Annotated in this window: 11 protein-coding genes; 8 read left to right on the top strand and 3 right to left on the bottom strand. The window is 74.0% G+C overall.

Annotation, left to right across the window (positions count from 1 at the left end; all coding sequences use genetic code 11):
• Window positions 1–5 precede the first annotated feature (5 nt).
• From O3X23_RS24515 to O3X23_RS24505, 3 genes are all read right to left on the bottom strand, one after another.
• Complete coding sequence (locus O3X23_RS24515) at window positions 6–950, bottom strand: aminoglycoside phosphotransferase family protein (protein WP_269273662.1); 945 nt, start codon at window positions 948–950, stop codon at window positions 6–8.
• A gap of 113 nt (window positions 951–1,063) precedes the next feature.
• Window positions 1,064–1,492, bottom strand: coding sequence for a ferritin-like domain-containing protein (locus O3X23_RS24510; RefSeq protein ID WP_269273661.1), 429 nt, complete (start codon window positions 1,490–1,492; stop codon window positions 1,064–1,066).
• 4 nt (window positions 1,493–1,496) lie between these two features.
• Window positions 1,497–2,015 (bottom strand): hypothetical protein, encoded by a 519-nt coding sequence (locus tag O3X23_RS24505; RefSeq protein ID WP_269273660.1) that lies wholly within the window; start codon window positions 2,013–2,015, stop codon window positions 1,497–1,499.
• A gap of 197 nt (window positions 2,016–2,212) precedes the next feature.
• Here O3X23_RS24505 and rimP point away from each other — a divergent pair, with 197 nt between their 5' ends.
• The 8 genes from rimP (at window position 2,213) to O3X23_RS24465 (ending at window position 13,945) form a co-directional block, all read left to right on the top strand.
• The gene (gene rimP, locus O3X23_RS24500; RefSeq protein WP_269273659.1) at window positions 2,213–2,770 is read left to right on the top strand and encodes a ribosome maturation factor RimP; all 558 of its coding nucleotides are present in this window, start codon (window positions 2,213–2,215) and stop codon (window positions 2,768–2,770) included.
• 2 nt (window positions 2,771–2,772) lie between these two features.
• Window positions 2,773–3,792: a transcription termination factor NusA gene (gene nusA, locus O3X23_RS24495; protein ID WP_269273658.1), complete on the top strand. Its 1,020-nt coding sequence runs from the start codon at window positions 2,773–2,775 to the stop codon at window positions 3,790–3,792.
• 81 nt (window positions 3,793–3,873) lie between these two features.
• Window positions 3,874–4,173 carry a YlxR family protein gene (locus O3X23_RS24490; RefSeq protein ID WP_138356691.1) on the top strand — a complete coding sequence of 100 codons (300 nt, stop codon included), beginning with the start codon at window positions 3,874–3,876 and terminating at the stop codon, window positions 4,171–4,173.
• A gap of 152 nt (window positions 4,174–4,325) precedes the next feature.
• On the top strand, window positions 4,326–7,505 hold the full coding sequence (gene infB, locus O3X23_RS24485) for a translation initiation factor IF-2 (protein ID WP_269273657.1): 3,180 nt from the start codon (window positions 4,326–4,328) through the stop codon (window positions 7,503–7,505).
• 192 nt (window positions 7,506–7,697) lie between these two features.
• Window positions 7,698–7,991: a DUF503 domain-containing protein gene (locus O3X23_RS24480; protein WP_138356689.1), complete on the top strand. Its 294-nt coding sequence runs from the start codon at window positions 7,698–7,700 to the stop codon at window positions 7,989–7,991.
• 61 nt (window positions 7,992–8,052) lie between these two features.
• Window positions 8,053–8,583 (top strand): 30S ribosome-binding factor RbfA, encoded by a 531-nt coding sequence (gene rbfA / locus O3X23_RS24475; protein ID WP_269273656.1) that lies wholly within the window; start codon window positions 8,053–8,055, stop codon window positions 8,581–8,583.
• On the top strand, window positions 8,580–9,503 hold the full coding sequence (truB, locus tag O3X23_RS24470; protein WP_269273655.1) for a tRNA pseudouridine(55) synthase TruB: 924 nt from the start codon (window positions 8,580–8,582) through the stop codon (window positions 9,501–9,503). Before rbfA ends, truB begins: the two co-directional genes overlap by 4 nt.
• A gap of 245 nt (window positions 9,504–9,748) precedes the next feature.
• Window positions 9,749–13,945 (top strand): serine protease, encoded by a 4,197-nt coding sequence (locus O3X23_RS24465; RefSeq protein ID WP_269273654.1) that lies wholly within the window; start codon window positions 9,749–9,751, stop codon window positions 13,943–13,945.
• Window positions 13,946–14,006 lie beyond the last annotated feature (61 nt).

The raw sequence follows: 14,006 nt of genomic DNA, 5'->3' as shown, positions 1-14,006 counted from the left end.
GCGGTCTACAGCCAGCCGGCGAATTCCAGCAGGAGCTCGCCGGTCTGGCGGTCGCCGGCCGAGAGTGACCGGACGCCCGCCTCGACAGCCCGGAAGCAGCTCCAGCCGCGCAGCCGCTCCGGGTCCACGTCGAGCGCGGCGCCGAGCTTCGCGACCCGGCGGCGGGCGGCGGCCTGCGGCCCGGGGGCGGCGGCCAGCGTCTCCACCCGGTCGCGGACCAGCCAGGCCAGGTCGTACGCCCGGTCGCCGACCAGCGGCTTGGGGTCGATGGCCAGCCACGGGCTGCGCTCGGCGGCCAGCACGTTGCCGTGGTGGTAGTCGCCGTGCAGCAGCACGTCCTCCACCGCCGTGGACAGCAGCTGCTCGCGCAGTGCCAGCGCCTCGTCAATGAGCGGGCGCACCTCCGCCGCCCACGGCAGCTCACGGCGCTCGCGCAGCCGCGCGGCGAGGCCCGCGGTGTCATCGGCGACCGAGGCGAACGGATGGCCCTCGGCGGGCGCCACCCACAGCCGCTGCAAGGTGGCCGTCGCTTCGAGCATCGCCTTGGGCTCCGGGAGGGAGCGCAGCGACACCTCGCCCTGCAGCCGCTCCAGCAGCATCGCGCCCTCGGCGGGCTCCGAGCGCAGCAGCCGGACCGCGCCGCGGCCGTCCCAGTGGGCGAGCGCGGTGTGCTCGTGCTCGGTCCCGGCGGTGACCATGCCCACCTTGAGCACGGCGGGGGCGTCGTCCGAGGTCCGGACGAGCACGATCATGCTGAGCCGGCCGCCGGGGGTGAACACCCGCTCCGGCCGCAGCTCCCACCGCTCCAGCGTCGCGGCCACCCGGCCCGGCAGCCCCGCGAGCCACTCCTGGCCGGCGTCGCCCTCCCAGGCACCGATCGACCGGACCAGCCGGTCGGGCGGGTCCAGCGGGATGGTGCCGGGGCCGCCGGGTCGCGGTGCTGAAGCCATGGTCGTGCTGTCCCTCCGTGGATCCTTCGCGGGGCGGGTCTCCCCGTCCACGGAGAGGCCTTCCCGTTCTGCCGCGCCGTACAGCCCTCGCACGGCCCTCTACAGGGCGGCTCTCACGGGGAGCTCCGCTCGGCCAACCCGGGGAAGGCTACGCTGCCGCCGCGCCACCGCACGGCACGCACCGCCGCCTCGCGCAGGGCGCCGGCCGCGTCACGGCGCGCCTCCCCGGTCGCCGCGCGGACCAGATCCCCGTACACGCCGGCGACCCGGTCCTCGATCACGGCGGCCAGCCGGACGGCCGCGGCGCTGTCTGCCACCGGGAACGGGAGCGCGTACCCGGCGTCCGCCGGCACCGGCTCCCCGCCCAGGTCCCGTACGGTGCGGCCCAGCGCGTCGCGGCGAGCGCGGTGCGAGTCGTAGGCGGCGCGGGCGTCGGCGGCGCGCGGCTTCGCGACCCGGGCGCCGATCACCCCATAGGCGTACACCGCGGCGTGTTCCGCGGCGAGCGCGGCCTGGAGCGCGGCCACGGCCTGCTGCGTCATCTCCTCAGCCCTTCGCCGTCAGCAGGATCACGTGCGCGGCCCCGGCGGCGGCCATCGAGGCGAGCAGCCGGGCCAGCTCCGGCGGCGCGTCGAGCAGCGCGGTCGCGCGGGTGTCCGCGAGCCGGCGTTCGGCGTCGGCGAGGGTGCCGAGGGTGGGCGGGACCGTGGTGACGGTGGTCCCGGCGGGGGCCGGCTTCGGCGCGGGGGCGCCGAACGCCTGGGCGTGCCGGGCGACTTCGGCCCGCAGCGGGGCGAGCCGCGCGGTGAGTTCCGGACGGGCCGCGATGAGGCCGTCGTAGCGGGCGAGGAGCGCCGTGCTGTCGGTCGCGGCCCGGGCCCGCAGTGCGGCTCCCGGGACGGCCGGGGGAGTGGGGTGCGGGGTGTCCGCCGCGGCCGGGGTCCCGCCGGAGCAGCCGGTCGCGAGCCCGGCCAGCGCCGCCAGCCCGCCCGCGCCCACCACCAGCGGTATTCCGGCGGCCGAGGCCAGTACCGTCCGTCTGCCCGGCGTAGCTCTGCCTGTCACCGCGCCCCCTCCCCTGATCACCGACCAGAGCGTACCGGGCGGCGGCGGGCCTGGGCTTCTGTCCACCGTGCTCGCGGGTGGCGGCACCGAGGGGCGAACCACGCCGAATCGTCGATCCGGTGTCGGAACAGATAGGCTTTGGGGCGACACGCGACCTTCCATACAACAGCACACACGCGGCCGAGGAGTCACCCGGGATGAGCACCACCCAGAGCGAGAGGCTGCGCGGACTGCTGGAGCCGCTCGTCGCCAAGACGGGTCTGGATCTGGAAGAGATCACAGTGACCTCGGCGGGCAGCCGGCGGCAGTTGATGGTCGTGGTGGACTCCGACGACGGTGTGCAGCTCGACACGGTTGCCGAGCTGAGCCGCGAGATCGCCCAGGTGCTCGACGACACGGACGCGATGGGCCAGGGCGAGTACGTCCTGGAGGTCAGCTCCCCGGGCACCGACCGGCCGCTGACCACGCCGCGGCACTTCCGCCGCAACGAGGGCCGGCTGGTCAAGCTGACGCTGAACAACCACGAAGAGCTGATCGCGCGGATCATCGCGCTGGACGAGACGGGCCTCGATCTGGAGGTCCCGGGCATCAAGGGGCGCAAGCCCAAGCCGCGCCGGGTGGAGTTCGCGGAGATCGCGAAGGCCCGCGTGGAGATCGAGTTCAACCGCAAGAACAAGGACGACGACGTCGACGCAGCGGATACGGCCGACGCCGACACCGACAGCGACAACGACGAGAGCATTGAGGAGGCGTAGCCGTGGACATCGACATGAAGGCCCTACGGGGTTTGGTGCAGGAGAGGCAGATTTCGTTCGACCTGCTGGTCGGGGCGATCGAATCGGCGCTCCTCATCGCCTACCACCGGGAGCCGGGCAGTCACCGCCGCGCCCGGGTGGAGCTCGACAAGTCGTCGGGGCACGTGACGGTGTGGGCGAAGGAGGACGCGTCCGAGGTCGCCGAGGGCGCCGAGCCCCGCGAGTTCGACGACACCCCCTCCGGGTTCGGCCGGATCGCCGCCTCCACCGCGAAGCAGGTCATCCTGCAGCGGCTGCGGGACGCGGAGGACGACATCACGTTCGGCGAGTACGCCGGCCGTGAGGGGGACATCGTCTCCGGCGTGGTCCAGCAGGGCATGGACGCGAAGAACGTGCTGGTCGACATCGGCAAGATGGAAGCCATCCTGCCGGTGCAGGAGCAGGTGCCGGGCGAGGACTACAAGCACGGGGTGCGGCTGCGCTCCTACGTCGTCCGCGTCGCCAAGGGGGTGCGCGGTCCGTCGGTGACGCTGTCGCGCTCGCACCCCAACCTGGTGCGCGCCCTGTTCAAGATGGAGGTCCCGGAGATCGCGGACGGTTCGGTCGTCATCGAGGCGATCGCCCGCGAGGCCGGCCACCGGACGAAGATGGCGGTGCGCTCGACGCGCTCCGGGCTGAACGCCAAGGGCGCCTGCATCGGCCCGATGGGCTCCCGCGTGCGGGCGGTCATGGCGGAGCTGCAGGGCGAGAAGATCGACATCGTGGACTGGTCGGACGACCCGGCCGACATGGTGGCGAACGCGCTGTCGCCGGCCCGGGTCTCCCGGGTCGAGGTCGTGGACCTCGCGGCCCGGTCCGCCCGGGTGACCGTGCCGGACTACCAGCTGTCGCTCGCCATCGGCAAGGAAGGGCAGAACGCCCGCCTCGCCGCCCGGCTGACCGGCTGGCGGATCGACATCCGTCCGGACATCGAGCCCGAGAGCGCCGAGGAGTCCGCGGAATCGGACGCTCCGCGGGCCTGAAAGTCAACTCACGACTGACCGAACAACCGTGCGTCGACTAACCCGAAGGGGTGAGGTCGGCGCGGGGAGGTAGACTTAGCAGTGTCTGGCCGGACGCGTTCCCTTGCGTGCCCTGAGCGAACCTGTGTGGGTTGCCGGGAACGGGTGGCCAAGAACGATCTGCTGCGTGTGGCGGTGAGCGGTGACGCGTGCGTCCCCGATCCTCGCGGTACGCTGCCCGGTCGGGGCGCTCACTTGCACCCTGACCTGGTCTGTTTCGACCTGGCGGTTCGCCGCCGGGCCTTCTCCAGGGCCTTCAGGTCCAAGGAGACGTTCGACACCGCGGAACTCCGCCGGTACGTCGAGCAGAACACCAAGCCCGTCGAAGTGGCGGCACCGTAAGTGAACGGCACGGGTATCCGTGCGGTCAGGTACCTCGCGAGTCGGAAGTAGGTCGAGATTGCGATGAGCACCACTCGATGAGTACGCGATGAGTACGAGCATGAAGTAGCGACGGTCCGGCGGACGATCACCCCGGACCTAAAAGGAGCGAAGTGGCTAAGGTCCGGGTATACGAACTCGCCAAGGAGTTCGGAGTTGAGAGCAAGGTCGTCATGGCCAAGCTCCAAGAACTTGGTGAATTCGTACGTTCGGCGTCCTCGACGATCGAGGCGCCGGTTGTTCGCAAGTTGACTGACGCTTTGCAGGGGCCCGGTGGCGGAAACGCCGCGAAGCCTGCTGCCAAGCCCGGCGCGCCCCGCAAGGCGACGCCTGCCAAGCCTGGCGCCCCCACTCCGGGTGCGCCGGCCCGTCCCGCTGCGCCGGCTCCCAAGCCGGCCGCGGACGCCCCCGTAACTCCGGCGGCTCCGGCCGCCACGGGCACCGGCTCCACGCCGGCCGGCCCGCGTCCGGGTCCGAAGCCGGCCCCGGTCAAGCCCGCTCCGGCGGCTCCGGTCCCGGTCGCGGAGTTCTCCGCCCCGGCTCCGGCCCAGCAGACGCAGCAGGCGCCCCAGGCGCCGGCGGCCTCCGCTCCGGCGGCCCCGGCCGCCGCACAGCGTCCCGCGGGTGCCACTCCCGGCCCCCGTCCGGCACGTCCGGCCCCGGCACAGCGCGAAGAGCGCCGTGACGGCGGTCAGCGTGACGCCGCTCCCCGTGGCGACCGTCCGGCCCGTCCGGCCGGCCAGGGCGCGCCCGGTGGCGCACCCCGTCCCGGTGGCGCCCGTCCGGCGGGTCCCCGTCCCGGCAACAACCCCTTCACCTCCGGTGGCTCCACCGGGATGCAGCGCCCCGGTGGCGCCCCGCGTCCCGGCGGCGGCCAGGGTGCCGGTGCTCCCGGCAGCGAGCGTCCCGCTCGTCCGGCCGGCACCGGCGGTCCCGGTGGCGCACCGCGTTCTGCCGGTGGCCCCGGCGGCGCGCCGCGTCCGGGTGGTGCGGGCGGTCCCGGCGGTGCCGGTCGTCCGGCTCCCGGCGGCATGCCCCGCCCGCAGAGCTCCGGCCCGCGCCCGAACCCGGGCATGATGCCGCAGCGTCCCGCCCCGTCCGGCGGTCCCGGCGGCCGCTCCGGCGGTCCCGGCGCCCGTCCCGGTGGCGGTCCCGGTGCGCGTCCCGGTGGCGGCAGCGGTGGTCCCGGTGCACGTCCCGGTGGCGGCGGCGGCGGTTTCGCCGGTCGTCCGGCCGGTCCCGGTGCGCGTCCCGGCGGCTTCGGCGGCCCGCGTCCCGGTGGTGCTCCCGGCGGTGGCGGCGGCTTCGGCCCCCGTCCCGGTGGTTTCGGCGGTCGCCCCGGCGGCCCCAACGCCCGTGGCGGCACGCAGGGTGCCTTCGGCCGTGGCCCGAATGGCCGTCCGGCCCGTGGGCGCAAGTCGAAGCGCCAGCGTCGCCAGGAGTACGAGAGCATGCAGGCCCCGTCCGTGGGCGGCGTGCTGCTGCCCCGCGGTAACGGTGCCGCCGTACGCCTGCGTCGCGGCTCCTCGCTCACCGACTTCGCCGAGAAGATCAACGCCAACCCGGCGTCGCTCGTCCAGGTGATGTTGAACCTCGGCGAGATGGTCACGGCGACGCAGTCGGTCCCCGACGCGACGCTGCAGCTGCTCGCCGACGAGATGAACTACGTCCTGGAGATCGTCAGCCCGGAGGAGGAGGACCGCGAGCTGCTCGAGTCCTTCGACATCGAGTTCGGCGAGGACGAGGGTGGCGAGGAAGAGCTCGTCTCCCGTCCGCCGGTCGTGACCGTCATGGGTCACGTCGACCACGGTAAGACCCGACTCCTCGACGCGATCCGCAAGACCAACGTGGTCGCGGGCGAGGCCGGTGGCATCACCCAGCACATCGGTGCCTACCAGGTCGCGGCCGAGGTCAACGGCGAAGAGCGCAAGATCACCTTCATTGACACCCCCGGTCACGAGGCGTTCACCGCCATGCGTGCCCGTGGTGCCAAGTCGACCGACATCGCGATCCTCGTGGTGGCGGCCAACGACGGTGTCATGCCGCAGACGATCGAAGCGTTGAACCACGCCAAGGCGGCCGGCGTGCCGATCGTGGTCGCGGTCAACAAGATCGACGTCGAGGGCGCCGACCCCGTCAAGGTGCGCGGTCAGCTGACCGAGTTCGGCCTCGTGGCCGAGGAGTACGGCGGCGACACCATGTTCGTCGACATCTCCGCCAAGCAGGGTCTGCACATCGACAGCCTGCTGGAGGCCGTGGTCCTCACCGCGGACGCCTCGCTCGACCTGCGGGCCAACCCGGAGCAGGACGCACAGGGCATCGCGATCGAGGCTCATCTCGACCGCGGCCGTGGCGCCGTGGCGACCGTGCTCGTGCAGCGCGGCACCCTGCGCATCGGCGACACCATGGTGGTCGGCGACGCGTACGGCCGAGTCCGCGCGATGCTCGACGACCGTGGCAACACGCTGGAAGAAGCGGGCCCCTCGACTCCGGTCATGGTGCTCGGCCTCACCAACGTGCCCGGCGCCGGCGACAACTTCCTCGTTGTCGACGACGACCGCACGGCCCGTCAGATCGCCGAGAAGCGTGCCGCTCGTGAGCGGAACGCGGCGTTCGCCCGCAAGGGTGTCCGGTTCTCCCTGGAGAACCTGGACGAGGCCCTGCAGGCCGGTCTGGTGCAGCAGCTCAACCTCATCATCAAGGGCGACGCGTCCGGTTCGGTCGAAGCGCTCGAGTCCTCGCTCATGCAGCTGGACGTCGGTGCCGAGGTCGACCTGCGCATCCTGCACCGCGGTGTGGGTGCGGTCACCGAGTCGGACATCAACCTGGCATCGGGTTCCGACGCCATCGTCATCGGCTTCAACGTGCGCGCCGAAGGCCGCGCCACGCAGCTGGCCGAGCGCGAGGGTGTCGACGTCCGGTACTACTCGGTGATCTACCAGGTCATCGACGAGATCGAGGCGGCCCTGAAGGGCATGCTCAAGCCGGAGTACGAAGAGGTCGAGCTCGGCACCGCCGAGATCCGCGACGTCTTCCGCTCCTCCAAGCTGGGCAACATCGCCGGTGTCCTCATCCGCTCGGGCGAGGTCAAGCGCAACACCAAGGCGCGACTCCTGCGCGATGGCAAGGTCATCGCGGAGAACCTCAACATCGAGGGTCTGCGCCGGTTCAAGGACGACGTCACCGAGATTCGCGAAGGCTACGAGGGCGGTATCAACCTCGGCAGCTACAACGACATCAAGGTCGACGACGTCATCGCGACGTACGAGATGCGCGAGAAGCCGCGCGGCTGATCGCCCACCCGCCGCCCGGCCACCACCCCTGGTGGGCCGTGCTGCGCACGGGCAGTGCATTTCACCGGGGCCGGTCGGCGGAGATATTCCGTCGATCGGCCCCGGCCGTTGCGTGTACCGTTCACATCACGGATCGCGCCTGTCACCAGGGGCGTCACGACGAGGCCCCCAGGGCGGCTAGCCCTGTCGCCCATGTATGCAGGAACACTGTCCTTCGACCTCCTCCTCGGCGACGTACATTCGCTGAAGGAGAAGAGGTCCGTCGTCCGCCCGATCATCGCCGAGCTGCACCGCAAGTTCGCGGTCAGTGTGGCGGAGACCGGCGAGCAGGACCTTCACCGCAGGGCCGAGATAGGCATCGCGGTCGTGTCCGGGGATCTCGGGCACATCAAGGACGTACTCGACCGGTGCGAGCGATGGATGATCGCCCGGCCCGAGGTGGAACTGCTGTCGGCACGGCAGCGGATCCACGGCGACGACGACTGACCGATCGGCGGTCGGCCGGCGCCTGGAAGACCAGAGCAGTAACGAAGAAGGAGACGGACAAGTGACCGACACCTCGCGGGCGCGCAAGCTGGCCGACCGCATCCGGGTCGTGGTCGCGGAAACCCTGCAGCGGCGGATCAAGGACCCGCGGCTCGGTTACGTGACGATCACGGACACCCGGGTCACGGGTGACCTGCAGGACGCGACGGTGTTCTACACGGTCTACGGCGACGACGAGGACCGTGCGGCGTCCGCCGCCGCACTGGAGAGCGCCAAGGGCATCCTGCGCTCCGAGGTCGGCCGTCAGCTCGGCGTGCGCTTCACCCCGACGCTGACGTTCGTCGCGGACGCCCTCCCGGAGAACGCGAAGACCATCGACGACCTGCTCGCCAGGGCGCGCGCCTCGGACGAGCAGGTGCGCAAGGCCGCCACCGACGCCTCGTACGCGGGCGACGCGGACCCGTACCGCAAGCCCGTCGAGGACGAGGATGACCTCGACCTCGATGACGACGAGGACGAAGCGGCCGCAGCCGACGACGCCGAGGCGCCGAAGGCCCCCGAGAACAACGAAAAGGGCTCCGCGACCGCATGAAGCGCAAAGGCCAGGGCCCGGACGGCCTAGTGATCGTCGACAAGCCGGCTGGGCTCACCTCGCACGCCGTGGTCGCCCGCATCCGCCGTTTCGCGGGCACCCGGCGCGTCGGGCACGCGGGCACACTCGACCCGATGGCGACCGGAGTGCTCGTCATCGGCGTCGAGAAGGCCACCCGCCTCCTCGGCCACCTCGCGCTCACCCGCAAGGAGTACGTCGCGACGATCCGGCTCGGCCAGACCACCGTGACGGACGACGCCGAGGGCGAGGTCACGGAGAGCGCCGGCGCGGCCGGCGTGGAGCCGGCGGCCGTCCTGGCCGGGATCGCCGAGCTGACCGGCGACATCATGCAGGTGCCGTCGAAGGTCAGCGCCATCAAGGTCAACGGCGTCCGGTCGTACACCAGGGTCCGGGAGGGCGAGGAGTTCGAGCTGGCCTCCCGCCCGGTGACCATCTCCTCGTTCGTGCTGCACGAACACCGCACCGCGACGGCCGAGGACGGTACCGCCGTCCTGGACCTGGACGTCACTGTCGAGTGCACCTCCGGCACCTACATCCGGGCGCTCGCCCGCGATCTCGGCGCGGGTCTGGGCACCGGCGGCCACCTGACCGCCCTGCGCCGCACCCGGGTGGGACCGTACGACCTGAGCGCCGCCCGCACCGTGGACGAGCTCGAAGCGACGTACCAGGCCGACGGGGCGGAAGCCTTCCGGGTCATGCCGATCGGTGAGGCCGCCGCCGCGGCGTTCCCCCGCTGGGACGTGGACGCGGACCAGGCCCGGCTGCTCGTCAACGGCGTACGCCTGAAGTCCGGCGGCATGGGCCCCGGCACCCACGCGGCCTTCGACCCCGACGGCCGCTTCCTGGCCCTCGTCGAGGACCGCGAAGGCCAGACGAAGATCCTCGCCGTCCTCGTCTGACGGAACTCCCCGGAACGCCCGCTCCCGTCATCGTGGAGCGGGCGTTCGCGTCCCCCACGAACGGCCGCTCCACAATCCCCCTCCTCCCCGTATACGTATCCGCCCCGCACCCTGAATTCACCCCAATGGGCGGGCGCTCGGAGTGAACCACGGGGTGTACGGGGGCGCATTGGGTGCGCGATCAGTAGCGGACGATCATCGTGGGCATACCGTCGAAGGCGGTTGACCAGCGGAGAGGTGCGCGAATGGGGGTGCGGCCCTGCGACGGTGACGACGCGTTGGTGCGGGTGTGCGATCTGGCCGGACGGCCGCGCGGAACGGGGTTCCTCGCGGACCTCGGCGGCACTCTCCTGACGAGTCATGAGGCAGTCGACGGCCTCGCCCGGCTGGTGCTGCACGCTCCCGGCGACCAGGTCTGCCTCGTCGGCGCGGACGCGATCACGCCGCTGCCCGAACTGGGGCTCGCGCTCGTCGCGACGGAAGGCCTCAACCTCCGGCCGCTACCGGTCGCCGTCAGCGGACCCGCGCACCCGGAACGCCGGGTGCGGCTGCGAGCCGGCGGGTGGACGGACGCCGTGGTCGTCGGCAGCGCCGCCGTGACCTACACCGCGACCGACCGGTTCCACCTCCTCGACGAGGTCTACGAACTCGCCCTCGGCGCACCGGAGGTGCTGCGGGTCCACCCGCAGGCGTCCGGCAGCCCCGTGATCGACGCGGAGACCGGCGCGGTGCTGGCCGTCATCGCCACCGCGCTGCACGCCGGGCACCGGGCCGAAGGCTTCGCTGTCCCGCTGCGGGCCGAGTGGGGGCCGCTGGCGGAGCTGCTCGCCCGCAACGCCGCCACCGTGCCCGCCTACGGGCCGCACCTGAACCTCGCGGGCGCACTGCAGCTGACGGCCACCTCGGTCGGTTCCGCGGCCGTACCGCGCGAATGGCGCGAGCCGGTCGCCCGGCCGGAGACGGAGGACGAGCTGCGCGCCTTCCTCGACGGGGGAGGGGACCGCGGACCGCTCGTGCTGGGCCTGGTCGCCGACCCCGGCTGCGGGCGCACCACCGAACTGGCGGCGCTGGCCGCCCGCCGTGCCCGGGGTGCTGAGCCCGCCCCGACGGTGTGGCTGCGCGGCGCCGAACTGCGTCCGGGCGACGGCGGGCTGAAGGACGCGGTGGAGCGCTCACTGCGGACGGCCGCGCGGATCGTCTCGGCCGCGGCGGGCGACGGCCGGGGCGAGGCGCCCGTCGCCTCCCCGGACGCCGTCGCGGACCTGGCCCGGTCGGCGGGCCGCCCGCTGGTCGTCCTGCTCGACGGCCCCGAGGAGATGCCGCCCGTCCTGGCGCACGCGCTGCCCGACTGGACGGCGGGTACCGCGAGTTGGCTGCGGGCCGGTGGCGTCCGGCTCGTCGTGGCCTGCCGCCCCGAGTACTGGGAGCAGGCAGGCGCCCTGTTCCCCGCCGGAATGCTCCACGCGCCCGAGGAGGCGCCGGCCGTGCCGCCCGGCGCCCCGGCCCGCGCGCTGCCGGCCTGCGTCCGCCTCGGTGACCTCCCGGAGCGGCAGGCCGGCCGCGCGAGGGCCCGGTACCGCATCGCGCCGGTAGCGCTGGCCGCGGCCGACGCCGCCCATCCGCTGGCACTGCGGCTCTTCGCGGAGATCCGCGCGGCCCTCCCGGAGCCCGACGCGCCGGGCGCGCCCGGCGGGGGAACCGCCGTGCCCGACCGCACGGAGATCTTCTCCGCCTATCTGGACCTGGTATGCCTGCGGATCGCCGTCCGGCTGACGGCGGGCGCCGACAGCCCCGCCCGGGGGACCGCCGTCCGGCGGCTGGCCGCGCGGGTGGCCGGGCAGGTGCACGAGGCGGCGCGACGCTGTCTGGGGCCGGGACAGGGCGAACTGGACCGCGAGTCCTTCGAGGACCTCTTCCCCTGGCGCACGGGGTGGGCCTCGGCGGTCCTCACCGAGGGCCTCGTCGTCCCGGCGGGATCCGGATACCGCTTCGCCCACGAGGAGTTCGCCGACTGGCTGCAGGGGCTGCACCTGGACCTGGACGAGGCGCTGTTCGCCCTCGTCCACCGGTGGTTCGCGGCCCCGGCGGGCGCGGCGGAGGCCCCCGTCCGGCTGCCCTCACGTCCGGGAGCCCGCGCGGGACACGCCCCCGGGCACACCGTCCCGCCCGCCCCTCCGCTCGGCCCCGCCGCCGCCCCGCACGCGCTTCCGGTGCCGCGGCACCGCATCGGTCCCGTCATCCAGTCGCTGCTGCACACCGCCCGCCAGTCCGGCCCCACCGAACTCGCCCGGCACCTCGAAACGCTGGTCCACGCCCTCGACCAGCAGGCCGCCGAGCCGAGCCGCCTGGCGCCTCCGGCGCAGGCGGTGAAGGCGGGCGCGGCCCGCGCCCCCGCACGCCACCCGGACGGGCACCCGTCACCGCCGCGGTCCCCGGCACAGGAGGCTGCCGAACCGCAGCGTTCCGCGGCCGGCACACCGTCGTGGGCCCCGGCGGAGGGGACCGTGGAGTCACGCCGTTCCGCCCCTCCCGCGCCGCCCCACTCCCCGGCGGAGGAAGCAGCCGGGCCGCTCCACCCCGCCGCTTGCGCACCGTCTCCGGCCTCGCCCCGGACGTCGGCGGACGCGACGCCCCCGGGACCGTCTCTGACGGACCGCCTCATGGACCGCGCCTTCGATGGCGGCGCCACCGCGCCGGCCGATGCCGACGCCGACCTCGATGCCGATGCTGACGCCCACCTCGATGCCGACACGGTGCCGAACCGGCGGCCCGTTGCCGGACGGGCGACGGTGCCGCCGCCCCGGAACCCGGTCGCGACGGAGGCGGCCCCTGAAGGAGGGGCCGGGGACCCCCGCCCGCCGAAGCCACCGAACCCGCCGGCCGTGCCGGCGCCCGTACCCGCGCCGGAGGCGGCCCGGCGGGCGGACGCCTTGTGGTGGGCGGCGCATCTGCTGGGCGAGGTCCTGCTGCGGGTGCCGGACAGCAGCCAGTACCGGGGCGTGCTGCGGCTGCTGGCGGAACGGATCGCCGTGCGGTCGATCGAGCGCGGCGGGTTCGGTCCGCAAGGGCTCGGCGGGCTGGGGGACTTCGGCCCGTGGTTCTGGCGGCGGCTGGCACTGCCGCTCGACGAACGGCTCGACCTGCTGCGCCTGCTCCTGCCCGCCGACGGACCGCCGCAGCCCCAGACCCCGCAGCAGCACCCGAATCCCTCCGGGCCCGCCGAGCGGTTCCTGACGACCGTCGGGGACCTGCTCTGCGCCGCGCCGCGCTCCGTACTGCCCGTCATCTGCGGCTGGTTCGGCGACGACCGGCCGCTGCAGACGGACGAGGCGCTGAAGGGCCCGCGCCCGACCGTGGCCGCCGCCGTCCAGGCGCTGCTGCACACCCACCGGCAGCGCGCCGTGGACGATCTGACCGAGGCGCTGGTCGAGGCCGCGCACCCCGGGGCCGACGAGCTGCTGGCGGCCCTCGCCGAGGACGAACCGTCGGCGGTCTGCCGCGCCGTCGACCGCTGGGCGCACGACGAACGGCCCGCCCGGCACGTCGCCGCCGCCGCGTACGGGCTGCGCGCCGCGCCGTACGTACGATCCGACGCCGACCGGGAACTGCTGCGCTACGCGGCGCTCGCGATGCTCGCCCGCACCGCGGACTGCACGCTGCACGGAGCGGCTCTGGCGCTCCTCGTCCGGGACCCGGCGACCCGCTCACGTCATCTGCCGGCCGCGCTCGCCCACTTCGCCGCGGGCGACCCGCAGCTTCCGGCGGGCGCCCTCGCCGCCGCGCTCGCCTCGCATCCCGAACCGGTGCTCGCCGCGTTCCAGGCACGGCTGCGGGAGCCGGGAGCGGGCGCCGCCGAGGTGCTGCGCGAACTGGCGGGGGTGAGCACCCCCGCGCTGGCCCGCCGCGCGGCCGGACTCGTACGGGACCACCTGCGGCACCGGCCGGAGGGCGCCGTCCACGCGGCCGCCTTCCTCGACCTGCGCCTCGAGCAGGGCGGGTCGGCCCGCGCCGTGCTGTTTCCGCTGGTCGTGGAGGTGTTGCGGGAACACCCTCCGGAGGTGCGGCGCGCGCTGGCCCCGGTACTCGCCGCACCCGGCAGCCACATCTCCCGGCCGATGCGCCAGGAACTGCTCGACGTGGCGCTGGAACACGAACGGGACCCCGACGTGCTGGACGCGCTGCTCGGCGCCGCCGCCGACGGCTGCGCCCGCCGTCCGCCGCTGCTCACCCGCGACCTCGTGCACCGGCTCGGCCTGGTCCTCGGGCGCACCCCGGAAGGCGCCGCGCACTTCGACCGGCGCCTGGTGCAGCTCGCCGCCGCCTCGCCGTGCTTCGCCCGGCTGGTCCGCGGCTGGCTGGACTCCGACGGCGCCTGGGACGCCGTGATCGGCCCCAGCGCCCGCCGCCGCTGCGAGCAACTCGCTGTGCCGTCCACCTCGTAGCCGCCGGTCGGAGCCCGTGCCGCGGGCGCGGCGGCGGGGCCGGTGGCTGAGCCGGGCACGG

The sequence above is a fragment of the Streptomyces sp. H39-S7 genome (assembly GCF_027158205.1).
Lineage (GTDB): Bacteria > Actinomycetota > Actinomycetes > Streptomycetales > Streptomycetaceae > Actinacidiphila.
This window is presented reverse-complemented; position numbering and strand designations above follow the sequence as displayed.